Origin of the sequence: Mesorhizobium sp. B2-8-9 (assembly GCF_006439475.1) — a bacterium.
GTDB lineage: Bacteria > Pseudomonadota > Alphaproteobacteria > Rhizobiales > Rhizobiaceae > Mesorhizobium.
In genome coordinates this window covers 134,596-155,824 of record NZ_VFTQ01000005.1, presented here as the reverse complement: position 1 = coordinate 155,824, position 21,229 = coordinate 134,596, and the positions used below count along the sequence as shown (strand labels likewise).

The window sequence follows — 21,229 nt, the reverse complement described above, 5'->3', positions numbered from 1 at the left end:
GCTCAGACCCGGCCGCGCCGCCGCGCGACCAGCACGAAAATGCCGAGCAAAAGCACGCTCGCTAAAGCGGCGGCGGCGGCGAATTCGGGCACGGGCCGGAAATCCGCGCCGTCGATCAGCAGCGAGGCGGCGACCGGGCCGATGGCGAGGCCGAAGAGTTGGGCGGCCGGCACCAGCAGCACCGCGGTGCGCGTCTCGTCGACGGTGATCGCCAGCCGGATCTGGTAAGGCACGATGAAGAGCAGGATGAAGCCCATCACCAGCGCCACGGCCCAGAACACCGAAAGACCCGGGCCGGACGCAAGCAGCAGCGAGCTGATCGCCGCGACGATCCCGATGACGGTGATGGCAAAACGATAGTCGATGCGCGCCTCAAAGCTTGTCGCGGTCATCGCGCCGAGCACCTGCGCGGCAAGGCTCGCCGAAACCATCAGGCCGACGGTGCGGCCATCGATGCCGAACTGCGCGCCGATGGGCTCGAGAAAAGCCCAGACGGCGCCGAAGAACATGAAATAGCAGAAGATCGACAGCAGCGCGGCGATCGCCGGCACGGTCGCCACGTTGGCGAACTGTTCTTGCTTGGGCAGGTCGGCATAGTCGTCGGGCACGGTCCATGCCACGACGAGCGAAAGCAGACAGACGATGCCGAGCGCGATGAAGCCGCCGGCCGAGCCCGCTCTCGGCACGGCAAAGAGCGCGAGGATCAGCGCCAGCGCGCACTGCGCCAAGGTCTGCAGCGTGACGAAATAGCCGCCGATGCGCTCGGCCCGGCGCGAGCGGGCGATCAGCTCGGTTGCGACAGCGACAAGCCCGCCCCCCGCCAGGCCAGCCAGCGTGCGCGCGCCAATCAGCGCATTGGGGCTGCCGGCATAAGCGGTCCAGACATTGGCGAGCGCGAGCAGGACAAGCAGCACCGTGCTTTTCCAGCGCATGTTGCGCGCCGGCAAGAGCATCGCCACCACGCCCGAGCCGATAGCGATCGCGATCATCTCGGCGGTGGCGACCAGCGCCAGCTCGTCGCCGGTGACATGGCCTTCGCTGTAGAGCGCACCGAGCAGCACCGGCTGCAGTCCGAGGATGAGGAGGCCGACCGAGCCGATCCACAGCGCCGAGGCCAGCTGCAGGCCCGTCGGATTGCCGACAAGCCAATCGCCATTTTCCGCCTGCACGGCTTGCGATGCAGTCACGAGGCGCTCTCCCTTGCAGCTCGCTCGAAAAATTGACAGGTTGTCAGCATTTGACGGAACTGATACTTGATCATGTTTCTTGTCAACCGCGAATTCGCGGCTTTCACGAGATTTGGCGCATGACGCAGACAAGGCGAACAGCGACGGAACCGCGGCGCAGGCCGAAGCAGGAGCGCAGCCGCGAGCGCATCGACGCGATCCTCGCCACGACCATGCGACTGATCGGCGAGAAGGGCATCGACGCGGTGACGATGAAGGAAGTCGGCGCGCTGGCCGGCGGGCCGATCGCTACCGTCTATCATTACTTCCCCAGCAAGTCGGCGATCCTGGCGATGCTCTATGAGCGGTTCTCCGAGGAAAGCCGTGCACGCTTCGGCGCGATCATCGCCGGGATAGCCCGGCTGGATGACGTGACCGCCGCGGCCGACCAGCTGCTCGACGATTATCATGCCCGTGTCGCCGCGGACCCGGCTATCCAGGACCTGCAGAACGCCATCCAGGCCGACAAGGCGCTGCAGCATCTCGACATCGCCGAGACGAGGCAACAGGCGAAGATGTTCTGCGACAAGGTCGGGCCGATGCTCCAAGCGGAGCAGCGCGAGGCGTTCGGACGTGTCGTGTTCCTGATCTTCCAGCTCGCCGGCGGCGTCGTGCGGCTGGCGCTGACGCAGGACGAGGCGGAGGGCCGGCGCACGATCGAGGATTATCGTTCGATCATCCACACGCAGTTGCGATTGTTTCTCTGAGCGCTATCAGGGATCCAGCTTCGGCCCCAGGATTTCCACCAGCCAGTCGACAAACACCCTCACCCGTGGCGACAACTGTCGGCTCGGCGGATAGAGCACCGAGATCGGCGTCGGCGTCGGCGGAAAATCGGGAAGCACCTCGACCAGCCGGCCCGCTTGGATGTCGGCGGCGAAGCGGCGGCGCGGCGCCTGGTAGAGGCCGAAACCCTGGCGCACGAGCGTGGCGGCGGTGTCGGAATTGGAGACGGTGACGCGCGACGGCAGCACGATCTCGCGGATCTTTCCATCGACGGTGAACTCCAGCGGCATCACCTGGCCGGTGCGGGACGAGACGAAGCCGATCATGACGTGCCCGGCAAGCTCGTCCAGAGTGCGCGGCAGGCCGTAGCGCTCGACATAGGCGACGCTGGCAACCGTCGCCTCGCGCGCCATGCCGATGCGGCGCGCGATCATGTCGCTGTCGGGCAGCGTGCCGGCGCGGACCACGCAATCGACGCCTTCGCGCACCAGGTCGACGAAGCGGTCACCCTCGCCGATATGCACGCTGAGCCCGGGATAGCGGGCGAGCAGCGCCGGCAGTTCCGGAATGACGAAGGTGCGGGCCATGTTGCCGTTGATGTCGATGCTCAGACGTCCGCGCACCTCATGCGCGCCGAAGCTGCCCTCGGCATCCTCGATGTCGGCGAGGATGCCGATGCAGCGCTGGTAATAGGCCTCGCCGTCCAGCGTCGTGGTGACGTGGCGCGTTGTGCGCCTCAGCAATTGTACGCCGAGCCGCTCCTCGAGCTGCTTGATCGCGGCGGTGGCGCTGGAGCGCGGCAGGCCGAGATCGGCGGCGGCCGCGGTGAAGCTGCGCCGTTCCACAACGCGAGTGAAGAGCCGCATGCTGTCGAACCGGTCCATCGCCGATTGTTCGCACAGACTGAATAGTGTTGGCAATCCATGGCCGATTATATCGATCAGGCAGGCGAGTATATGCATCTCCATCCAAAAGAAGGAGATTCGCCATGACCACTCGTCCCATTGCTCTCATCACCGGCGGCAGCCGCGGCCTCGGCCGCAACACCGCGATCCACCTTGCCCGGAGGGGCGTCGACGTCATCGTCACCTATCGCTCGCGCGCCGACGAGGCGAAGAGCGCAATCGCCGAGATCGAGGCTGCCGGCGGTCGAGCAGCGGCGCTTGAGCTCGACGCCGGCGCCGTCGCCAGCTTCCCGGCTTTCGTTGCGGCGTTGAAGAAGACCCTCAAGGACACCTGGCAGCGCGACCGCTTCGACTATCTCGTCAACAATGCCGGCACCGGCCTGCGCAAGATGATCGCCGAAACGACGGAAGAGGAATTCGACACGCTGATGAACACCCATCTGAAGGGCGTGTTCTTCCTCACCCAGGCGCTGCTGCCGCTGATCAATGATGGCGGACGCATCATCAACATCTCGAGCGGGCTCGCCCGCTTTGCTGCTCCCGGATCGTCGGCCTATGCGATGATGAAGGGCGGCATCGAGGTGTTCACGCGCTACCTCGCCAAGGAGCTCGGCCAGCGCGGCATCACCGCCAACACCGTGGCGCCCGGCGCGATCGCCACGGACTTCAATGGCGGCCATGTGCGCGACAATGCCGAGATCAACCGCATGGTGGCCGGCGTCACCGCGCTCGGCCGCGTCGGCGTCCCCGACGATATCGGGCCGATGATCGCCTCGCTGCTCTCCGACGACAATCGCTGGGTCAATGCCCAGCGCATCGAGGTGTCTGGGGGCATGAATATCTAGACGATCGGTCACTTGACCTGGCGGATCAGTCCTTCGAAGCCGTCGGCAAGATTGGCATTGCCGGCGGCGATGAAGCTCGACAGGTTCCTGGCACGCCCAGGGGTCTTGTTGGCATCGAGCAGCACCGCCCTGCCCTCATGCATGACGAAGTCGAACTTGCCGTAATCGAAGCCGAGCTGGCGCCGCAGCGCGCGCAGCTCGTCCGGCACGGGCACCGCCTCGCGGCGGATGGTGTCGTCGCCCTTGACCAGGCTCTGCGGCGAGACATGACGGGTGCAGCGCTCGCGCTCGCCGCAGAACAGCCAGAAGCGGGCGCCAAAACCGTCCGGCTCCGGCTCAGGAATGAATTTCTCGACGACCAGATCCCGGCGTTCGAAGACCGCGGCCGGAACATCGGCGAGCGAGGCATGGATCTCGTATTTTTCGAAGGCTTGGACGCCGGGAAACGGCTCCGGCCTGCCGGCTCGCCGCGCGCGCCGGTTCAGCTGCTGTTCCGGCGTTCCCCGATGGTTGAGGCTGCTCTTGACGATGACCTGTCCCTGCCAGTCGTCGCCTTGGCCAATCACGGCGCCGCTGACGCGGCGTTTCGAGATGTCGGCGGCCCCAAGATTGAGGCAGAAGGGAAAGCGGCGCGCATAGTCGACATAATCGGGCGGCGTCACGGTCGCGTCGAGATGCAGCACCGCGATGTCGGCGGCCGGCTTCGCCGAGGTGCCGCGCAGGACCCGCACCGAATGGCCGCGGCGCTTCAGCTCCTCCAGCAGGTCGAAGAGCATATACGGGCTGTCACGGCGCAGCAGCAGCCCGCGCCGGGTCTGGAAGCGGTCTTGTTCATGCGTGATGACGGCGATGCGTGCCATGCGCCCCACTTGGCTTATCATGCGCCTTCGATTATGCGACGAACACAATGCCCTAACCGATACAGGGTTTGCATGACCGAGCACTGGAATGCAATTCGCAAGCACTGGCAGTTGCTCGGCTCGCCGCTGCGGCCGCCGGCTCAGGTGGTCGAGGCCTACGAACGTGAGCTCGAGCTTTCGCAATCGCACGTCGTCATGCTCGGCGTGACGCCCGAGCTCGCCGGGCTCGGCGCCACGATGACGGCGGTCGACGAGTCTCCCGACATGATTGCCGGCATCTGGCCGGGCGACACCGATATGCGCAAGGCGGTGCAGGGCGACTGGTTCGACTTGCCGTTTCCCGGTGCGAGCATCGAAGCGCTGATCGGCGATGGATGTCTCTCCGTGATCGGCGCCGGTGACCTCAGACGCTCACTGCTCGCGTCGATCGCGCGTGCGCTCAAACCCGACGGGCGCGCCGCCATCAGGCTTTATGCTTCCCCCGAAACCCGCGACGAGCCGCAGGAAGTCTGCGCCCTGGCACTCAGCGGCGGCGTCTCGACATTCCATGAACTCAAATGGCGCGTGGCCATGACCGCCATCGGCGGAGCGCCTGATTACACGATACCGGTGAGGGGCATCCTCGAACAATTCGACAGGATGTTTCCCGACCGCGAGGAGCTGTCGGCTCGAACCGGGTGGGAGCTGCCGACCATCGGGACCATCGACGTCTACCGGAACTCGTCCGTCGTCTACAGCTTCGCCCCGGCGGCAGCGCTGATCAAGGAAGCCCAGACCTTCTTCGATGACGTCCGGCTGGCCTCGACCGGCACATACGGGCTCGCAGAACGCTGCCCGCTGCTGGTGCTGCGTTCGCCGAGGCGCCTGGACTAACGGGCGGGTTGCTCGTCGGCGCCTCGCGATGGCCGGTGCATTTCGGCCTGGCGTTTCGCAGGAGAAAAATTTCGCGCCGCTGCCCCGTTGCGCGCGCCTTGACTCCGGCAACCCAGCGGCCTATCTCAGCGCCACGTTAGCACTCGCCTTTGGTGAGTGCTAACTTATATCCGGCGGCCTCGCCGGATGGAGGAACAGTTCTCACCGTTCTCATTCGAGGAAGAAAACATGGCAAAGTCCAAGTTCCGCCCGCTTCATGACCGCGTGGTCGTTCGCCGGGTCGAATCCGAATCCAAGACCGCCGGCGGGATCATCATCCCGGATACGGCGAAGGAGAAGCCGCAGGAAGGCGAGATCATCGCCGTCGGCTCCGGCGCCCGCGACGAAAGCGGCAAGCTCGTGCCGCTGGACGTCAAGGCCGGCGACCGCATCCTGTTCGGCAAGTGGTCGGGCACTGAAGTCAAGCTCAATGGCGAAGACCTTCTGATCATGAAGGAATCCGACATCATGGGCATCATCGGCTGATCATCGGCCTCACCTGAATCTTCATCTTCGGGCTCTTCCTGAGCCCCTGCCAGGAGCTAAAACATGGCTGCCAAAGACGTAAAATTCTCCCGCGATGCCCGTGAGCGCATGCTGCGCGGTGTCAACATCCTCGCCGACGCGGTGAAGGTCACCCTCGGCCCCAAGGGCCGCAACGTCGTCATCGACAAGTCGTTCGGCGCCCCGCGCATCACCAAGGACGGCGTCACCGTCGCCAAGGAAATCGAGCTTGAGGACAAGTTCGAGAACATGGGCGCCCAGATGGTCCGCGAAGTCGCTTCGAAGACCAACGACATCGCCGGCGACGGCACCACGACCGCAACGGTTCTGGCGCAGTCGATCGTCCAGGAAGGCCACAAGGCGGTCGCCGCCGGCATGAACCCGATGGACCTGAAGCGCGGCATCGACCTCGCCGTCACCGAAGTCGTCACGGCGCTCGGCAAGGCCGCCAAGAAGATCAAGACTTCCGAGGAAGTCGCCCAGGTCGGCACGATCTCGGCCAATGGCGACGAGTCGGTTGGCAAGATGATCGCGGAAGCGATGCAGAAGGTCGGCAACGAAGGCGTCATCACCGTCGAGGAAGCCAAGACCGCCGAGACCGAGCTGGAAGTCGTCGAAGGCATGCAGTTCGACCGCGGCTACCTGTCGCCCTACTTCGTCACCAACGCTGACAAGATGGTCGCCGATCTCGAGGACGCCTACATCCTGCTGCACGAGAAGAAGCTGTCTAACCTGCAGGCCATGCTGCCGGTCCTGGAAGCCGTCGTCCAGACCTCGAAGCCGCTGCTCATCATCTCGGAAGACGTCGAAGGCGAGGCTCTGGCCACGCTGGTCGTCAACAAGCTGCGCGGCGGCCTGAAGATCGCCGCCGTCAAGGCGCCGGGCTTCGGCGATCGCCGCAAGGCCATGCTGGAAGACATCGCCATCCTCACCGGCGGCCAGGTCATCTCGGAAGACCTCGGCATCAAGCTTGAGAATGTCGGCCTCAACATGCTCGGCCGCGCCAAGAAGGTGTCGATCTCCAAGGAGAACACCACCATCGTCGATGGCGCCGGCAAGAAGGCCGAGATCCAGGGCCGCGTCGCCCAGATCAAGCAGCAGATCGAGGAGACCACCTCGGACTACGACAAGGAGAAGCTGCAGGAACGTCTGGCGAAGCTCGCCGGCGGCGTTGCCGTGATCCGCGTCGGCGGTGCGACCGAAGTGGAAGTCAAGGAAAAGAAGGACCGCGTCGATGACGCCCTGAACGCGACCCGCGCGGCCGTGGAAGAAGGCATCGTCGCCGGCGGCGGCGTTGCGCTCCTGCGCGCTTCGGGCAACCTCAAGGCCACCGGCGCCAACTCCGACCAGGCCGCCGGCATCAACATCGTGCGTCGCGCGCTGCAGGCTCCGGCCCGCCAGATCGCGGCCAACGCCGGTGCGGAAGCCTCGATCGTCGCTGGCAAGATCCTCGACAACAAGGGCGCGACCTTCGGCTACAACGCCCAGACCGGCGAGTATGGCGACATGATCGCCATGGGCATCGTCGACCCGGTCAAGGTCGTGCGCACGGCTCTCCAGGACGCGGCCTCGGTCGCCGGCCTGCTCGTCACGACCGAAGCCATGATCGCCGAAGCTCCGAAGAAGGAGTCGGCTGGCGGCGGCATGCCTGGCGGCATGGGCGGCGGCGGCATGGGCGGCATGGGCGGCATGGACTTCTAAGAAGTCTGACCCATCACTGATACGGAAAGGGCGCCGAAAGGCGCCCTTTTTGTTTTGCATGGATCAAATCCGAGTCCTCAGGCGGCACTCTCCGCCTGCCGTGTCGCCTTGCCAGCCAGCACCGCCTGCTCGACCAGCGCAGCGACCTCGTCGGCAACCGCCTGGACCGGGGCACGGTCGCGGGTGGCGCGGGCGATCACCATCAGGCCTTCCAGCGAGGATTCGACCAGCAGGGCCAGCGCCTGAGCGCGCCGCTCCGGCACCCCTGCCCTGACGAATGCCTGCCGCAGCAGTCCGATCCACTGCTCGAAGGCCGAGCGGCAGATTTCAACCAGGTCCGGCACATCGTTCGGCGCATCGAGCACCACCGGCGCGACAGGACAGCCGAGCGAGAATTCGTTCTCCTCCAGCATGCGGGCCACCGACTGATAGATGTGGTGAACGGCAACGGCGGGATCGCTTTCCTCCAACAGCGCGACGCCCAGCCGCTCCGTCACGTCGGCAACACTGGCGCGCGTCACCTCGACGACCAGTTGGTCCTTGCCGCCCGGGAAATGGAAATAGAGCGAGCCGCGCGGTGCTGCGCTGGCGCTTAGAATGTCGTTCAGCGACGTGCCGTGATAGCCGCGCTTGCGGATGAGCAGCGCCGTCGCCTCGATCATGCGGGTGCGTGTGTCAGTCGCCACGTCGACCTCTCAAAATGTCAACCTTTGTCAGGAGCGCGCATTATAGGACTTGCCCTGAATATGACAATCGGTCTACATAATATGTAAATCGGTCTACATATACCGGAGGCAAAAATGCGGACATACCGGCTCGAGGAATTCGGCGACATCGAGGGACTGGTCATGCGCAAGGAAGCGCTGCTCAAGCCGGGTGCAAACCAGATCCTGGTACGAGTGCGCGCCGCCTCGCTTAACCGCCGGGACACGATGATCCTTAACGGCACCTATCCTTTGGCACCCCGCGCGGGCATCGTGCCGCTGAGCGACGGTGCCGGCGAAGTCGTGGCCGCCGGCGACGGCGTCACTCGCTTTGCCGTCGGCGACCGCATCACCGGCAGCTATTTCGCGCGCTGGATCGACGGCCGCATCCATCCGGGCGTGATCGACCAGCTCGGCTGCACACTGGACGGCGTGCTGGGCGAATATGCGCTGCTTGACGAGCAATGGGCGGTGCGACTGCCGGACCATCTTTCCTGGCAGGAGGCTGCGACCTTCACCTGCGCCGGGCTGACCGCCTGGAGCGCGCTGACGCACGCCGAGATTCCGAAGCCGGGTCAATGGGTTCTCACCATTGGCTCAGGTGGTGTTGCGTTGTTTGCCTTGCAGTTCGCCAAGCTCATGGGCTGCCGTGTGGCCGCTGTCACCTCGCGGGCGGAGAAGACCGACAGGCTGCGGGCGCTCGGCGCCGACCTCGTCGTCGCGGCAGCCGAGACACCGGAATGGGGCATGAAGCTGCGCGAGGCGACCGTCGGCATCGACATGGTCGTCGAAACCGGCGGCCCGGCGACCTTTGCGCAATCGCTGATCGCCAGCACGCTTCAAGGGCGCATCGTGCTGCTCACCGTGCAGGACCGCAACGGCAAGTCGGTCGAGATTCCGGGCGCCGTCTATCAGCGCAGCCTGGTTACCATCGCCCGTCTCTTTGTCGGCAGCCGCAACGGGCTCGAGACGATGCTTGCCGCGGTCGCCACGCACCGGCTGAGACCGATCATCGACAAGGTCTTCCCGTTCGCCGAGGCGCGCGAGGCTTACCGCCATTTCCAGCTGGGCGACGTCTTCGGCAAGGTCGTCATCGACGGCGCGTGATCGCCGCTTTTCCGCAAAACCAGATAGGAGATCAGCCATGACAATCCGCGAAGCCTCCGCCCAATGGCAAGGAACGCTCAAGGAAGGATCCGGCCGGCTGCGGCTGGGCAGCGGCGTTTTCGAAGGCGCCTATTCCTTCCCGTCGCGCTTCGAGAACGGCCCAGGCACCAATCCGGAAGAGCTGATTGCGGCCGCCCATGCCGGCTGCTTTTCGATGGCGCTCACCGCCATTCTCGGCGCCGAAGGCCACACGGCCGAGAGCATCCACACCATCGCCAAGGTGCATCTCGGCGCGACCACGGCCGGGCCGACGATCACCCGCATCGAGCTCGAAACTCAGGCGCGCATCGCCGGCATATCGGCCGAGGATTTCGAGCGGCTGGCGCAAAAGGCCAAGGCGGCCTGTCTCGTCTCGCGCGCGCTGGCGGGCGTCGCCACCATCACGCTCAAGGCGAGCCTCGCAGCTCAATGAAACGACAGGAGAAGATCAAATGACCCATGAACACATCATCGACATCGCCGCGGCCAAACGCTCCGCCGAGACGGCGGAAATCATGCGGCGCTACAACGACGTCTTCCAGCGCCACGACCCTTCGGCACTGAACGAACTGGTGGCGCAGGACTGCGTGATCGAGAACACCACGCCGGCGCCCGACGGCGCCCGCCGCACCGGCAAGGCGGCTTGCGTCGAATTGTGGTCGGCGATCGCTACCGGACCCGGTACCCGCTTCGATATCGAAGAGACGTTCGTCGCCGGCGACCGCGCCACGATCCGCTGGCGCTTCTGGATGGCCGACGGCAGGTCTCTGCGCGGCGTCAACTTGATGCGCGTCGCGGATCGGCAAATCGTCGAGGCGATGGGCTACGTGAAAGGCTAGGCGTCGACCACCGCAACCGCATCGACCTCGATCAGATATCCAGGCGACAGGCTGGCCACTCCCAACACCACGTTGGCCGGCTTGTGGTCCCCGAACAGAGCCACGCGGGCGGCATCGATGATCGGGTAATGGTCATCGAGCCGATAGTCGACGACGTAGATCATGATCTTCGCCACGTCGTTGGGACGGGCGCCTGCGGCGGCAATAGCCCGACCGAGATTGGCGAACACCTGGCGCGTTTGAGCCGTGAAATCACCTTCGCCGACAAGCTTGCCGTCTAGGTCTTCAGGTTCCTGGCCGGCGATAAATATCAGCCTGCTGCCCTTCGCCACGACAACTTGGCTGTATGTGTCAGGCTTCGGCAGATCCTGGGGATTGATGCATTCAAGCGTCATTGCGACCGCCTTTCTTACTCGGATTTCCGGCCTTCCTCGGATTTCTGGATCTCTCGAGCCTCATCAGCCCAAAGCTCCCCCGAGGCGGCATGGGCTATGTAGAGGGCAGGCGCCAAAGGCTACCGATCGGCAAGCGCCAGCTTCGCGCCGAGCATGACGAACGCGGCGGCAAAGCTGCGGCGCATCCATGTCAGCACCTTCGGCCGCGACACGATATGGCTGCGCACCGATGCCGCGAAGACGCCGTAGATGGCGAAGACGACGAACGTCATCAGCATGAAGACGCCGGAGAGCTCCAGCATCTTGGGCAGCGCGTGCGGCTCGGTGGTGCTGACGAATTGTGGCAGGAAGGCAAAGAAGAAGATCGACAGTTTCGGGTTCAGGATGTTGATCAGGATGCCCGAGGTGATCGTTCTGGCGGTCGAGCGCGGCGCGGCGTCCTCGTCGATGCTGAGGCCGCCTTTTTCCTTCAATGTGTTCCAGGCCATGTAGAGCAGATAGGCGACACCGAGATATTTCAGCGTCTCGAAGGCGACGGCGCTTGTGTGCAGCACTGCGGCCAGGCCGGTGATGGCGGCCGCCATATGTGGGATGATGCCAAGCGTGCAGGCGAAGGCCGCGATAATGGAGGCGCGCGCGCCGCGCGAGAGGCCGGCGCCAAGCGTGTAAATGACGCCGGTGCCGGGCGAAGCCACGATGATCAACGACGTCAACAGGAATTCAATGCTCATGGATTTCCTCCGCTGCCCTGCCCGGCGGGAAGGTACCGGGAGGCGTGCAACAGGGCAAGCGGGGCGCTTTTCCTCGCCCCGCGATGCGGGGGCAAGGAAACTAGCTGACCGCCAGCCCATGCGCCGCCCTCGCCATCAGGCAGTCGCCGCCGCCGGGCATGCAGGCCCGGCAGACGTCGGGGCGCAGCTCGTAGATGCCGCAGGCCGTGTGCTTGCCCACCTCGCCGGTGAGCGCCGAGCATCGGCCGCCCTCGCAGCGCATGCCGGACTGGTCGGCCGCTACCAGCTCGGCCGGGATGCGGTCGAGCTGCTCATCCTCCTCGGTCGAAAAGCGCGGCCAGTCCGCCGAGTAGGAGCAGCAGGCGCCGCAGCTCTGACAGTCGAAGACGGCGACCGCGCCGCCATCCTCGTCGACAGACACAGAGGGCTGACCGAGCAGGCCGAGCGGCCCGGCTGTGCGACCGCCGTCCTGCGGCAAGGGCGCTACTTCTTCCTGGTCTTGCGCGGCGGCGCTTCGGCCGGCGACTTGAACAGATCGGTCGCAACCTCTGCGGGCGCATCCGGCTTTGCCGCCGGCTTGGCTGGCTTGGCCGCGGCGGGCGGAGCTGCCGGCTGGTCCTTGGCGGAGAATTTTATGGCCATGTCAGTCCTCGTCAGAAAAGCGCGATGATGGCGCATTCGGATTGCGCAAGCGGCCGATCAGCGCCGAGACCGCCGTGATGTTCATTTCCTCGGGCGACCAGTTCCTGGCGTCCTCGATGTGGTGCCGCGCCAGCTCACGATGCGTGCTGCCGCTGTAGGCGGCATCCTGATAGCTGGTGCGTTGATGGGTCTTGGCGTCTTCCCGTACATACTCGATCAGATAGTTCGGGGCTTCGGCGCGGCCGCGCACGCCAACGCGCACCTGAGCATCGCCATGCGCGCGCTTGCAGCGTTCGAGCCTTTCCAGCACTCGGCGAACATATTCGATCGGCTTGTCGAGGGTGTCGACCATATCGGCGATGGTCGCATCGGCGGCGATCGGCGTAGATGGCACGCGTTTGGCGGCCATCAGCGTGCGCCTGCCGGTTTCGGCAAAGCCTGCCCACATGATTCATTCGAGCTAGCGGTCAAAATCTTCTCCTGCCCGCAGGTTGATGCCGAAATGGCAGAGCGTCTTTCGGCCATGACCACGCACAAAGCAACATTGGCGTCGGATTAAATTGCGGACGTCCGCATCCCTGGCCTTGCAGCATCCTTATCACATCGCGGCGGACGTTGGGGCTATCCGCAAAAAAGGGCAAAAAATTCGTCGGCTGCGGAACCAATGTCGTGGCGGGCCGTTTTCACTCAAGCCGTCAGCAATTCACGAGCAATCGAGAACGGTTGACGGCAAAAGCGCCTCCCGCGCCATAACAAGCGCGAGAGGCGTTTTCTATTGTTCACCGCTCCTGATCGGTCGGACGGATAAGTATCTCGTTGACATTGACCCTCGGCGGCTGGCTGACGGCATAGAAAATCGCGTTCGCAATGTCTTCCGCGGTCAGCGCTTCCATCGTGGCGAGACGGTGTTCGAGTCCGGCCTTGGATTGCACGTTGGTGATATGATCGCCGAGCTCGGTACGCACAAGGCCCGGCTCGACGACGGTGACGCGCACCTTATCGGCATAGACCTCGCGGCGCAGCGATTCCGAAAAAGCCACCACCCCGAACTTTGTCGCCGCATAGCCGCTGGCGCCGGGATTTGCGACCCGGCCGGCGACCGAGGAGACGTTGACGATATGACCCTTTGAAGCCTTCAGGTGCGGCAGCGCCGCCTTGGTGGTCGCCATCAGACCGATAAGGTTGAGCTCGATCATCTGGCGCCAGTCATCTAGATCGGCTTCGGCCGCAGGAGCAAGCAGCATGACGCCGGCATTGTTGACGAGGATATCGAGCCGTCCCCATTCGGATACGACCTTGTCGACCATAGCGGTGATGTCGCCGGGCTTGGCGATGTCGGCTTCAATGGTGAGCGCGACGCCATCGGCCTGTTCGATGCGAGCAACCAATGCTTCGAGGCGATCGGCACGACGGGCGGCGACTGCGACTTTCGCGCCGGCCGCGGCAAGGACCGCGGCGGTGGCCTCGCCGATGCCGGACGAAGCGCCGGTGACGAGCGCGGCTTTGCCCGTGAGTAGTGAATTTGCGGTTGTCATGAGAAATCTCCAGGAGCCCGGCCCGCCCCTTCACATAGGCCGCGCCGCCGGGGCTTGAAGGCCCCCATCAGAGCAGTCGAAGCAATTGCCGAGCCGGCCCGCACTCAATCCTGTTCGTGCGGCCCGGGCTCCGGCCATGGCTCCCTGGCGGCTTCCGCATACCAGTGCCGCATCGCGGGCGTCGCCAATATCGCGTCGACATAGGCGCGGGTGACGGGCGCCAGTTCGCCGCCATAGGTGTCGAAGCGCGTCACCACCGGCGCATACATGGCATCGGCCGCGGTGAAATGGCCGAACAGGAACGGGCCGCCTTCGCCATATTGCTCGCGGCACTGGCGCCAGATCGCTTCGATCCTCGCCCGCTGCGCCTCGCCCTCGGCATCGAGCGGCTTATGGGATTTCGGCCGGCGCAGGTTCATCGGCCAGCCGTAGCGGACCTCGCGGAAGCCCGAATGCATTTCCGTTGCCACCGAGCGCGCCAGTTGACGGGCGCCGAGATCGGTCGGCCAGAGCCTTTTTTCCGGATAGAGATCGGCCAGATATTCAAGGATGGCAAGCGTTTCCCAGACAATCCTTCCATTGTGATTCAAGACCGGCACGAGGCCGGTCGGCGACACCTTGGCGAGGTTGGCCGCGGTCTCGGGCGTGCGCAGCCGCACGAAGCCTTCCTCAAAAGGGATATCCAGGTGCTTCATCGCCACCCATGGCCGCAGCGACCATGAGGAAAAGCACTTGTTGCCGATATAAAGGGTGAATTCAGTCAAGACCGACCTCTCCTCATGCAGGCTGCGGCCAACCTAGCCGCTTCACCTTCGAGCCGAAAGTCATTGTCGCAACGCCGGCTTGCGGGACCAAAATCTCTGCGTCCGTTTGGCTGCCGGATGCGGTTCTCGCATCCGGCTCCCATCCAGACCCAGGACATGCGCGCATGGTGAACAGGGATCAGGTCGCCGGCATTGCCAAGCAAATGAAGGGTTCGGTCAAGCCGGCGGCCGGCAAGGCCACCGGCAACCGGCTAACCCAGATCTGAAGCGCCGCCGACAAGCTCGCCGGCAAGGTGTAGAAGACCTGTGGCGACGTGGATAAGGTCCGTAAGGTCTTCTGGTTTTGGTCGCAAGAGTCAGCCAGGAGGCGGCCTTTCATGTCTGGAATTGCTTGGCCAAGGCATTGGTGAAGACGATCTCGCCGTGATCGCCGACCGCCTCGCCCAATGCCACATCCATGTTGCCGGCCGTCACCCGCGCCAAGGCGAAGCCCCCTAAAAAGGCGGCCTTCGGCTTGATGATGTCGAGCCCGTCACGCTGGTAGATCATCGGCACTTCGTGCTGGTGGCCGTGGAAGACGGCAATCACATTGTAGCCCTTGATCGCGGTCACCAGCGCCTGGCGGTCGGTCTCGCCCCACCAATGCGGGCGACCGGAGCCATCGTCATCATAGGTGCGTTTCAGCGGATCCCAGCGCTCCGTAGAGAAAGAGTCCCAGCCATAATGCTGGAACAGGATGACCGGCCGGCCGTCGCCGGCATAAGTGGCGAGGTCCTGCTTCAGCCAAGGCAGGCTGCTTGGCGCGCCATGGCCGGTATCGCCGGCGAAGCGGTGCATCTGGACGAGATGCAGGCCGCCCCAGTCCCAGGAATAGCAGTCGGTATCGACGTCGTATTCGGTAGCGGGCACCGGCGGCTTGAAGAACACGCCGGGACGATGGTTGACCTCGACATAATCGCGCAATTCGCGGCGATACCAATCGACGTGCGGCGGCGAGCCGTTCTGGTCGAGATCATGATTGCCGAGTCCGACATAGACCGGGATGTGGATCCGGTCCGGCCCGACACCTTCCTGATAGCGCTTGGAGAACTGCAGAAGCTGCGTGCCTTCGCTGGGCTCGGTGACCTGGCCGCCGCCATCGTCGGTGATATCGCCGCCGGTGACGAGGCCGAGCGGCGTGCCGATGCGGGTGCCGGCCGAATGCAGGCCGGTGGCAACGCCGTCGATCTCGGCCGGCCACTTCTTGTCGGCAATCGCGTTCAAGGCCGCGACGTTGCGCAGAAGTGCTGCATCGGTCTTGCCTTCCTGCAGGCAGTTGGGACTGAGCCCGTTCGCCATGCGGCAGGCATGAATATCGGCGATGAAGAGGAAAGTGGCGTCGATCGGCTGGATGCGCCTGCCGGTCTGGCCGAAGGCGACGCGAGGCAGCGCGCCGGCAGCAGCGAGACCTCCGGCGATGAAGACGCGGCGCGAAACGGTTGCTGGCGAAGAGCGATTCATCGTCACCCGATTAAACACCCTCGGACCGACTCCCTCTGTCCTGACAGCATTTATCGCAACAACACCCTGCGGCGTCGTCTCGTTGCCAATCCGCCCGAAGACGGATGCACGCTTTCCAGCCCCGTCAAGCACTCCAGCAACACCCCGGCATCCTGCGATGTCTTGGCCATCGACATGGCGCCGGAATAAGCAGCCACCGCAAGCGCGGCGAAGCGGTCGGGATCGGTCCCACCCTCCCCGCCGTCCTGCTGGTCGGCTCGGATCTTGTCGGCGATCGCCCTCCGCCAGCCGGCGAAAATCTTGGCAAGCGCCAGGCGAAACTCGTCGTCGGCCAGCGACAGTTCATGCGCGAGATTGTTGAGCGGACAGCCGCGGACATAGCCCTGTCGCTCTAGCTCCGCAGCCACCGCCTCGAACACGGCCCGCACGCCTTCGCGGGCCGATGACGCCGCCAGCATCGGGTCGATCCAGGTCTCCTGGACCGCCGCCGCCACTCGTTCCTCGATCACTGCGAGCGCCAGCGCCTTCTTGGTCGGGAAATGGTGGTGCAGCGCGCCGCCGGTGACACCGGCCGCCGCCATCAGATCGCCAAGGCTCGAGGCGTGATAGCCGCGCGCCTGGAAGGCGCCTTCCGCCACGTCGAGGACGCGCCGGCGCATGCCTTCCGGATCGTTGGTGCGCTTTTTGCCTATCGCCATCTCCGCCTTCTCCCCTTGTGGGAGAAGGTGTCGCCGAAGGCGACGAATGAGGGGTGCTCCAGCTTGGCAATGACGGCGATCCGTCACCCACCCTTCATCCGTCTCGGCGCTGCGCGCCGATCCACCTTCTCCCACAAGGGGAGAAGGGAAGAAGATAGCAGATTGACAAAACAGGACAACCGGTTTGTTTATAAACAGGACGATCACCCTGTTTTGAGATTCTGGCCATGAACCGACCTTCCCGCCTTGCTTCGCCCGTCGTCGAGCTTCGGCAATACACGCTGAAGCCCGGACAGCGCGAAACGCTGATCGCGCTGTTCGAGCGGGAGCTCGTCGAAACGCAGGAAGCGACGGGCATGACCGTCATCGGACAGTTCCGCGATCTCGACCGCCCCGACATGTTCGTCTGGCTGCGCGGTTTTGAGGACATGGAAACGAGAAAGGACGCGCTGAGCGCCTTCTATGGCGGCCCGGTGTGGGCAGCGCATCGCGATGCCGCCAATGCGACGATGATCGATTCCGACGACGTGTTGCTGCTCAAACCGGCTTGGCGGGGCGCGGGGTTCGACCTGTCAGGGTTGCAGCGGCCGACAGCCACCGAGGCCGAAACCATGAGCAATGGGAGCCGGTTGCCCGGCTTTGTTGAGATTTCGATTCACCATTTGCGGCCAGGTGCCGAGGCCGGCTTTGCCGAACGCTTCCAGGCTGAGGCCGTTCCGTTGCTTGCGGCAAACGGCGCCCGGCTGCGTGGCGCCTTCGTCAGCGAGCGTTCCGAAAACACATTTCCTCGGCTGCCCGTGCGGGTCGGCGAAAATGTCTTCATCGCCATTACCGGTTTCGATGATGGCGATGCCCACGCGGGCCATCAGGCCGCTCTCGCCGCTTCGCCGGAATGGCAGGTGGTTCGCGAAACCCTGCAAGCTGTTTCGACGAAGCCGACCGAGACGTTGCGCCTGACGCCCACGGCCCGGTCGCTGTTGCGATAGTCACGCTGCCGACAACATGCCGGCTATTGCCTCGGCGACAAAGGCCGGATCTTCCCAATGCGGGTTGTGGCCGCAATCCTGTGCCCACACCAGGCGCGATCCGGCCAGCGCCCCTGCCATCGCCCGCTGATGCGCTTCGCCAAAAAGCGGATCGCGCCCGCCTGCGATGATCAGCGTCGGGGCCTGCACGGCGCGCGCCGCGGCGGTCAGATCGGTGCGGCGGATTTCCTCGAGAATGGCGCGCCAGCGCGCCGCGGGAATCGCGGACGCGTCTTTCGCCAGGCCGGCGAGAAAAGCCCGCGGCACGCCCGGCCGGCAGGCATGCCACCAATCATAGAAGGGATCGACCGGCGAGATCGGGTCGCGCAAGGCCGCCACGCCGTCGATCAGCTGGTGATCCGATCCGAAATCGGGCTTCAGCGTGCTGGCCAGGATCACCATCCCACCGATCAGTTCCGGATATTGCGCGGCCAGCGCGATCGACACCATGCCGCCCAGCGAATGTCCGACGACGACCGGCCGGTCGAGCCGCAAGCGCCGGATCAGCCCGGCAATGTCCTCAGCGAAATCGACGACACTGCACCCCTCGCCCGCATTCGAGGCGCCGTGGCCACGCAGATCGGGCATGATCAGCCGGCGCCCGGAAAGATGCGGCGTCAGCAGAGAAAAACTGCGGCTGGTGTCGGTGAAGCCGTGAATCAGCAGCAGCGGCGGCTCCGCACCGGCGAGCTCGACATAGGCCAGGTCGAGGCCGCCGACATCGACAACCCGCTTGCCGCCGGACCATGCGGTCTGCTCGATGCCCTGCTCCCCAGGCTCCGATAACGCCGGCCTCACAGTCCGAGCTTTTCCTTGACCGCGGCAAGGCCGGGCTTGCCGTCAAAGGTGGTGACGCCGGCGAGCCACGCATCGAGCCGATCCTTGTGCAGGGTGATCGACTTCAGCGCCCCATCCTCCGGCTTCATGCCGTCATTGATGAGATAGCCCATACCGACATTTTCCATGTCGATGTCGAAGGCAAGGTTCTTCAGGAACTGCGCGACGTTGGGGCATTCCTGCAGGAAACCCTTGCGCACCTGGGTCGTCACGGTGGCGGCGCCGAAATTCGGGCCGAAGAACTTGTCGCCGCCGGTCAGGTACTTGAAGTCGTACATCGTGTTCATCGGGTGCGGCGCCCAACCCTGGAAGACGATGAACTGCTTCTCCTTGATCTCGTAGCCGACCTCCGAGAGCATGCCGGCTTCGCTCGATTCGACCACCTGCCAGCCATCCAGACCATATTGCGGATCGGCAATGGCATCCATCATGAGCTGATTGGATCCGGGCTCTATGCCGTACATCTTCTTGCCGAACTTGTCGGCGAATTTGTGCAGGTCCGACAGGTCCTTGACGCCGGCATCCCAGACATACGTCGGCACGGCGAACGTGTATTTGGCGCCGACCAGGTTGACGCGCACATTCTCGATCGAACCGTCCTTCTTGTAGGGCTCGTAGTAGGTGACCATCGCAGGATCCCAGTAGCCGAGGAACAGGTCGAGGTCTTTGTTCTTCATCCCTTCATAGATGACGTTGATGCCAAGCACCTCGCTTTGCGGCTCGTAGCCAAGCGCCTGGAGCAGCACCTTGGTCACACCCGTGGTGAAGGCGAGATCGTTCCAGCCGGGTTCGGCCATGCGAACCGCTTTGCAGCCTTCGGCTTCGGCGGCGCCGGCCGCCTGGGAAGCCGCCATTAGCGCCGCGACACAGACGCCTCTCGCAAGCATGCGCAACATTCCGGTTCTCCTCTTTCAATCGTTTTTTGACCCTGTGGTCATTTTATTGTCCCATTGGTCAATCATTGATCTGAGCGGACGAAAATGTCAACGTGGATTCGCCATGCATGGATCGGTCCGGTGAAACTCACGCGTCTCAGCGACATACGCCGCAAGGAACTGCGGCAGGCGGCCTTCGCGGTGCTGGAGCGCGAAGGCATCGCCGGCGCGACGCTGGAAAAGGTCGCGGCCCAGGCCGGCGCCTCGAAGGGCATCGTGCTGCATTATTTCCGCAACAAGCAGGAGCTTTTCGAGCACGCCATGCGCGAGGCGAACGCCGTGCTCTGTCACGCCGTCGTCGCCCGGCTTCAGCGGGCGCGAACGCCGATGGAACGGCTGGACGCCGTGATCGAAGGCAATTTCGAGGAGCATTTGTTCCTGCCGCCGCTTTGCCACGCATGGCTGTCGCTCTGCGCCGAGGTGCCGCGCGACGAGAAGCTGGCGCGCATCCAGAAAGTCATCCACGCGCGCATGCGCTCGAACCTCTTGTCCGGCCTGCGCGGCCTCGCTTCGCCGGAACTGGCCGACGAGATCGTGCTTGGCGTCACCGCTTTGATCGACGGGCTGTGGCTCAGGCTCGGCCTGCAGCCGGGCAGCGTCACGCGCGAACAGGCCGTGCGCCAGGTCAAGGATTTCGTCGCGGGCCGGCTGGGCCTGCGCCAGCCCGCCCCGGTCGGGTTAGCCTCAGCCGGATAAGGTTCATACCGGCGATCGCTCCCGCGCTTGACCGTCCGCGTTGCTCAGCGCTGCACTCCCGCTCCAACGGCAGCTATACCCCCCGGAGAGCACTTGCGGTGCCGTCCCAGTCCTTGAAGCCGAGCGTTCCCACCTCATCGAGTATCTGCTCGCGGATCCAGCGATGCGGCGGCTCATCATCGCGGCGGGCGTGCCAGTACATTCTGACCGCCGGCGATGGTATCGGGATCGGCGCCCGATAGATGCCGATCGGCAGGGATTTTGCCGCCGCTACAGCGAACTGCGTTGGAACCGCAGCCAGATAAGGCCCGTTCGCCACGGCTAGCGCGACGGCCTGGAAGTGCGGCAAAGCAAGCATGACGCGACGCGCCCGGCCCATCCTGCCCAGCGCATCGTCGGTGAAGCCCGACATCGATCCATCGATGGAGCGCAGCGCATGCGGCAGCGCGCAGAACAGGTCGAGTGGCACCTCTTCGCCCTCGGCGATGCCGGCCTGGCCGAGTGCCGCATTGTCCTTCGCCGCGACAATGGCGAAGGGCGAGCCGAACAGCGCCACGCTTGAGACCCACTCCGCGACCTCCAGCGGGCGCTCCAGCGCAAGGTCGATCCGATCGTCCTGCAACAGCTTCGAGACGTCGCCGATGGCGCTGTCGAGGAAACGGAACGATACGCCGGGCGCCACCGCCGCAATGCGCGCGGCGAAGGGCGGCATAAGAAGCATGGAGAAGAAATCCGCGCCCATGAAGGTGAAGGTCCGTTCCAGCCTTGCCGGATCGAAATCGGTCGCCGGCTGAAAGGCGCGCTCGATCTCGCGCAGCGCTGCACGCACCGGCTCCGCGAGGCTTTCGGCGCGAGGCGTCGGCACCATGTCGTTGCCGCGGCGCACGAAGAGTTGGTCGTTGAGCGCATGGCGCAGGCGGTTGAGCGCGGCGCTAACAGCCGGCTGGCTGAGGCCGATCTGCTCGCCGGCGCGCGTCACGCTCTTCTCGCGCAGCAGCGCGTCGAGCACCCTCACCAGATTGAGGTCGAGCGCGTTCAAATTCATCGCATCAATCCGCCCCATACGATCATTCGATTTCCATTACCGGCTCATCCTTGCTTAG

The 21,229-nt window shown here is 64.5% G+C and carries 26 protein-coding genes and 1 pseudogene; 11 read left to right on the top strand and 16 right to left on the bottom strand.

Features of this window, described 5'->3' with window-relative positions; translation table 11 throughout:
• Positions 1 to 2 precede the first annotated feature (2 nt).
• The gene (locus FJ423_RS08655) at positions 3 to 1,187 is read right to left on the bottom strand and encodes an MFS transporter (RefSeq protein WP_140840815.1); all 1,185 of its coding nucleotides are present in this window, start codon (positions 1,185 to 1,187) and stop codon (positions 3 to 5) included.
• A 119-nt stretch (positions 1,188 to 1,306) separates the two neighbouring features.
• Here FJ423_RS08655 and FJ423_RS08650 point away from each other — a divergent pair, with 119 nt between their 5' ends.
• Positions 1,307 to 1,933, top strand: a complete 627-nt coding sequence (locus tag FJ423_RS08650) for a TetR/AcrR family transcriptional regulator (protein WP_140840813.1) — start codon at positions 1,307 to 1,309, stop codon at positions 1,931 to 1,933.
• Positions 1,934 to 1,939: 6 nt separating this feature from the next.
• Here FJ423_RS08650 and FJ423_RS08645 read toward each other — a convergent pair whose 3' ends face one another.
• A complete protein-coding gene (locus tag FJ423_RS08645) occupies positions 1,940 to 2,836 on the bottom strand; it encodes a LysR family transcriptional regulator (protein WP_140840811.1) in 897 nt (298 codons plus the stop codon).
• Positions 2,837 to 2,940: 104 nt separating this feature from the next.
• On the opposite strand from FJ423_RS08645, the gene FJ423_RS08640 reads away from it, so the two are divergent.
• Complete coding sequence (locus tag FJ423_RS08640) at positions 2,941 to 3,702, top strand: SDR family oxidoreductase (RefSeq protein WP_140840809.1); 762 nt, start codon at positions 2,941 to 2,943, stop codon at positions 3,700 to 3,702.
• Positions 3,703 to 3,710: 8 nt separating this feature from the next.
• On the opposite strand, the gene FJ423_RS08635 is transcribed toward FJ423_RS08640, so the two are convergent.
• Entirely contained in the window at positions 3,711 to 4,562 is an 852-nt protein-coding gene (locus tag FJ423_RS08635) for a hypothetical protein (RefSeq protein WP_140840806.1), read from the bottom strand.
• A gap of 72 nt (positions 4,563 to 4,634) precedes the next feature.
• Between FJ423_RS08635 and FJ423_RS08630 the strand changes: the two genes are divergently transcribed.
• The 3 genes from FJ423_RS08630 (at position 4,635) to groL (ending at position 7,679) form a co-directional block, all read left to right on the top strand.
• Positions 4,635 to 5,435: a class I SAM-dependent methyltransferase gene (locus tag FJ423_RS08630; protein ID WP_140840804.1), complete on the top strand. Its 801-nt coding sequence runs from the start codon at positions 4,635 to 4,637 to the stop codon at positions 5,433 to 5,435.
• A 228-nt stretch (positions 5,436 to 5,663) separates the two neighbouring features.
• On the top strand, positions 5,664 to 5,960 hold the full coding sequence (gene groES / locus FJ423_RS08625) for a co-chaperone GroES (RefSeq protein WP_010915433.1): 297 nt from the start codon (positions 5,664 to 5,666) through the stop codon (positions 5,958 to 5,960).
• Positions 5,961 to 6,023: 63 nt separating this feature from the next.
• Complete coding sequence (gene groL / locus FJ423_RS08620) at positions 6,024 to 7,679, top strand: chaperonin GroEL (RefSeq protein WP_095768453.1); 1,656 nt, start codon at positions 6,024 to 6,026, stop codon at positions 7,677 to 7,679.
• A 77-nt stretch (positions 7,680 to 7,756) separates the two neighbouring features.
• On the opposite strand, the gene FJ423_RS08615 is transcribed toward groL, so the two are convergent.
• The gene (locus FJ423_RS08615) at positions 7,757 to 8,365 is read right to left on the bottom strand and encodes a TetR/AcrR family transcriptional regulator (protein WP_140840802.1); all 609 of its coding nucleotides are present in this window, start codon (positions 8,363 to 8,365) and stop codon (positions 7,757 to 7,759) included.
• Between the two features lie 114 nt (positions 8,366 to 8,479).
• On the opposite strand from FJ423_RS08615, the gene FJ423_RS08610 reads away from it, so the two are divergent.
• Genes FJ423_RS08610 through FJ423_RS08600 form a run of 3 tightly spaced genes read left to right on the top strand, consistent with a single transcriptional unit; the run spans position 8,480 to position 10,368 of the window.
• On the top strand, positions 8,480 to 9,490 hold the full coding sequence (locus FJ423_RS08610; RefSeq protein WP_140840800.1) for an NAD(P)-dependent alcohol dehydrogenase: 1,011 nt from the start codon (positions 8,480 to 8,482) through the stop codon (positions 9,488 to 9,490).
• A 37-nt stretch (positions 9,491 to 9,527) separates the two neighbouring features.
• Entirely contained in the window at positions 9,528 to 9,962 is a 435-nt protein-coding gene (locus tag FJ423_RS08605) for an OsmC family protein (protein WP_140840798.1), read from the top strand.
• 19 nt (positions 9,963 to 9,981) lie between these two features.
• The gene (locus tag FJ423_RS08600) at positions 9,982 to 10,368 is read left to right on the top strand and encodes a nuclear transport factor 2 family protein (RefSeq protein WP_140840796.1); all 387 of its coding nucleotides are present in this window, start codon (positions 9,982 to 9,984) and stop codon (positions 10,366 to 10,368) included.
• On the opposite strand, the gene FJ423_RS08595 is transcribed toward FJ423_RS08600, so the two are convergent.
• The 7 genes from FJ423_RS08595 to FJ423_RS08570 all read right to left on the bottom strand — a co-directional run bounded on the left by FJ423_RS08595 (position 10,365) and on the right by FJ423_RS08570 (position 14,435).
• Positions 10,365 to 10,763, bottom strand: coding sequence for a RidA family protein (locus FJ423_RS08595; protein ID WP_140840794.1), 399 nt, complete (start codon positions 10,761 to 10,763; stop codon positions 10,365 to 10,367). The two genes, FJ423_RS08600 and FJ423_RS08595, sit on opposite strands and share 4 nt — an antisense overlap.
• A gap of 119 nt (positions 10,764 to 10,882) precedes the next feature.
• Positions 10,883 to 11,494: a LysE family translocator gene (locus tag FJ423_RS08590; RefSeq protein WP_140840792.1), complete on the bottom strand. Its 612-nt coding sequence runs from the start codon at positions 11,492 to 11,494 to the stop codon at positions 10,883 to 10,885.
• A 100-nt stretch (positions 11,495 to 11,594) separates the two neighbouring features.
• Complete coding sequence (locus FJ423_RS08585) at positions 11,595 to 11,933, bottom strand: YkgJ family cysteine cluster protein (protein ID WP_140841072.1); 339 nt, start codon at positions 11,931 to 11,933, stop codon at positions 11,595 to 11,597.
• A gap of 44 nt (positions 11,934 to 11,977) precedes the next feature.
• Complete coding sequence (locus tag FJ423_RS33490; protein WP_181174749.1) at positions 11,978 to 12,136, bottom strand: hypothetical protein; 159 nt, start codon at positions 12,134 to 12,136, stop codon at positions 11,978 to 11,980.
• A 1-nt stretch (position 12,137) separates the two neighbouring features.
• Positions 12,138 to 12,545, bottom strand: coding sequence for a hypothetical protein (locus FJ423_RS08580; protein ID WP_140841070.1), 408 nt, complete (start codon positions 12,543 to 12,545; stop codon positions 12,138 to 12,140).
• Positions 12,546 to 12,915: 370 nt separating this feature from the next.
• On the bottom strand, positions 12,916 to 13,671 hold the full coding sequence (locus FJ423_RS08575) for an SDR family NAD(P)-dependent oxidoreductase (protein WP_140840790.1): 756 nt from the start codon (positions 13,669 to 13,671) through the stop codon (positions 12,916 to 12,918).
• Positions 13,672 to 13,775: 104 nt separating this feature from the next.
• Positions 13,776 to 14,435 (bottom strand): glutathione S-transferase family protein, encoded by a 660-nt coding sequence (locus FJ423_RS08570; RefSeq protein ID WP_140840788.1) that lies wholly within the window; start codon positions 14,433 to 14,435, stop codon positions 13,776 to 13,778.
• A gap of 164 nt (positions 14,436 to 14,599) precedes the next feature.
• Between FJ423_RS08570 and FJ423_RS08565 the strand changes: the two are divergent.
• Positions 14,600 to 14,734: pseudogene (locus FJ423_RS08565) on the top strand (CsbD family protein).
• Positions 14,735 to 14,810: 76 nt separating this feature from the next.
• Here the strand turns inward: FJ423_RS08565 and FJ423_RS08560 are convergent.
• Both FJ423_RS08560 and FJ423_RS08555 read right to left on the bottom strand, forming a co-directional pair.
• Entirely contained in the window at positions 14,811 to 15,935 is a 1,125-nt protein-coding gene (locus tag FJ423_RS08560; protein ID WP_140840786.1) for a metallophosphoesterase, read from the bottom strand.
• 50 nt (positions 15,936 to 15,985) lie between these two features.
• Positions 15,986 to 16,633 carry a TetR/AcrR family transcriptional regulator gene (locus tag FJ423_RS08555; RefSeq protein ID WP_140840784.1) on the bottom strand — a complete coding sequence of 216 codons (648 nt, stop codon included), beginning with the start codon at positions 16,631 to 16,633 and terminating at the stop codon, positions 15,986 to 15,988.
• 227 nt (positions 16,634 to 16,860) lie between these two features.
• Here FJ423_RS08555 and FJ423_RS08550 point away from each other — a divergent pair, with 227 nt between their 5' ends.
• Positions 16,861 to 17,619 carry an NIPSNAP family protein gene (locus FJ423_RS08550; RefSeq protein WP_140840782.1) on the top strand — a complete coding sequence of 253 codons (759 nt, stop codon included), beginning with the start codon at positions 16,861 to 16,863 and terminating at the stop codon, positions 17,617 to 17,619.
• Here FJ423_RS08550 and FJ423_RS08545 read toward each other — a convergent pair whose 3' ends face one another.
• Positions 17,620 to 18,456, bottom strand: coding sequence for an alpha/beta hydrolase (locus FJ423_RS08545; protein ID WP_181174748.1), 837 nt, complete (start codon positions 18,454 to 18,456; stop codon positions 17,620 to 17,622).
• A complete protein-coding gene (gene choX, locus FJ423_RS08540; protein ID WP_140840780.1) occupies positions 18,453 to 19,391 on the bottom strand; it encodes a choline ABC transporter substrate-binding protein in 939 nt (312 codons plus the stop codon). The genes FJ423_RS08545 and choX overlap by 4 nt, the downstream gene beginning before the upstream one ends.
• 84 nt (positions 19,392 to 19,475) lie before the next feature.
• Between choX and betI the strand changes: the two genes are divergently transcribed.
• Positions 19,476 to 20,126, top strand: coding sequence for a transcriptional regulator BetI (gene betI / locus FJ423_RS08535; protein WP_140840778.1), 651 nt, complete (start codon positions 19,476 to 19,478; stop codon positions 20,124 to 20,126).
• 73 nt (positions 20,127 to 20,199) lie between these two features.
• On the opposite strand, the gene FJ423_RS08530 is transcribed toward betI, so the two are convergent.
• Positions 20,200 to 21,171 carry a LysR family transcriptional regulator gene (locus tag FJ423_RS08530; RefSeq protein WP_140840776.1) on the bottom strand — a complete coding sequence of 324 codons (972 nt, stop codon included), beginning with the start codon at positions 21,169 to 21,171 and terminating at the stop codon, positions 20,200 to 20,202.
• Positions 21,172 to 21,229 lie beyond the last annotated feature (58 nt).

Excerpts from the sequence above, each read along its gene's own strand:
- FJ423_RS08650 (WP_140840813.1), top strand. The coding sequence starts at position 1,307 with ATGACGCAGACAAGGCGAACAGCGACGGAACCGCGGCGCAGGCCGAAG.
- FJ423_RS08645 (WP_140840811.1), bottom strand. The coding sequence starts at position 2,836 with ATGGACCGGTTCGACAGCATGCGGCTCTTCACTCGCGTTGTGGAACGG.
- FJ423_RS08640 (WP_140840809.1), top strand. The coding sequence starts at position 2,941 with ATGACCACTCGTCCCATTGCTCTCATCACCGGCGGCAGCCGCGGCCTC.
- FJ423_RS08635 (WP_140840806.1), bottom strand. The coding sequence starts at position 4,562 with ATGGCACGCATCGCCGTCATCACGCATGAACAAGACCGCTTCCAGACC.
- FJ423_RS08630 (WP_140840804.1), top strand. The coding sequence starts at position 4,635 with ATGACCGAGCACTGGAATGCAATTCGCAAGCACTGGCAGTTGCTCGGC.
- groES (WP_010915433.1), top strand. The coding sequence starts at position 5,664 with ATGGCAAAGTCCAAGTTCCGCCCGCTTCATGACCGCGTGGTCGTTCGC.
- groL (WP_095768453.1), top strand. The coding sequence starts at position 6,024 with ATGGCTGCCAAAGACGTAAAATTCTCCCGCGATGCCCGTGAGCGCATG.
- FJ423_RS08610 (WP_140840800.1), top strand. The coding sequence starts at position 8,480 with ATGCGGACATACCGGCTCGAGGAATTCGGCGACATCGAGGGACTGGTC.
- FJ423_RS08605 (WP_140840798.1), top strand. The coding sequence starts at position 9,528 with ATGACAATCCGCGAAGCCTCCGCCCAATGGCAAGGAACGCTCAAGGAA.
- FJ423_RS08600 (WP_140840796.1), top strand. The coding sequence starts at position 9,982 with ATGACCCATGAACACATCATCGACATCGCCGCGGCCAAACGCTCCGCC.
- FJ423_RS08595 (WP_140840794.1), bottom strand. The coding sequence starts at position 10,763 with ATGACGCTTGAATGCATCAATCCCCAGGATCTGCCGAAGCCTGACACA.
- FJ423_RS08590 (WP_140840792.1), bottom strand. The coding sequence starts at position 11,494 with ATGAGCATTGAATTCCTGTTGACGTCGTTGATCATCGTGGCTTCGCCC.
- FJ423_RS33490 (WP_181174749.1), bottom strand. The coding sequence starts at position 12,136 with ATGGCCATAAAATTCTCCGCCAAGGACCAGCCGGCAGCTCCGCCCGCC.
- FJ423_RS08580 (WP_140841070.1), bottom strand. The coding sequence starts at position 12,545 with ATGGCCGCCAAACGCGTGCCATCTACGCCGATCGCCGCCGATGCGACC.
- FJ423_RS08575 (WP_140840790.1), bottom strand. The coding sequence starts at position 13,671 with ATGACAACCGCAAATTCACTACTCACGGGCAAAGCCGCGCTCGTCACC.
- FJ423_RS08560 (WP_140840786.1), bottom strand. The coding sequence starts at position 15,935 with ATGAATCGCTCTTCGCCAGCAACCGTTTCGCGCCGCGTCTTCATCGCC.
- FJ423_RS08555 (WP_140840784.1), bottom strand. The coding sequence starts at position 16,633 with ATGGCGATAGGCAAAAAGCGCACCAACGATCCGGAAGGCATGCGCCGG.
- FJ423_RS08550 (WP_140840782.1), top strand. The coding sequence starts at position 16,861 with ATGAACCGACCTTCCCGCCTTGCTTCGCCCGTCGTCGAGCTTCGGCAA.
- choX (WP_140840780.1), bottom strand. The coding sequence starts at position 19,391 with ATGTTGCGCATGCTTGCGAGAGGCGTCTGTGTCGCGGCGCTAATGGCG.
- betI (WP_140840778.1), top strand. The coding sequence starts at position 19,476 with ATGTCAACGTGGATTCGCCATGCATGGATCGGTCCGGTGAAACTCACG.
- FJ423_RS08530 (WP_140840776.1), bottom strand. The coding sequence starts at position 21,171 with ATGAATTTGAACGCGCTCGACCTCAATCTGGTGAGGGTGCTCGACGCG.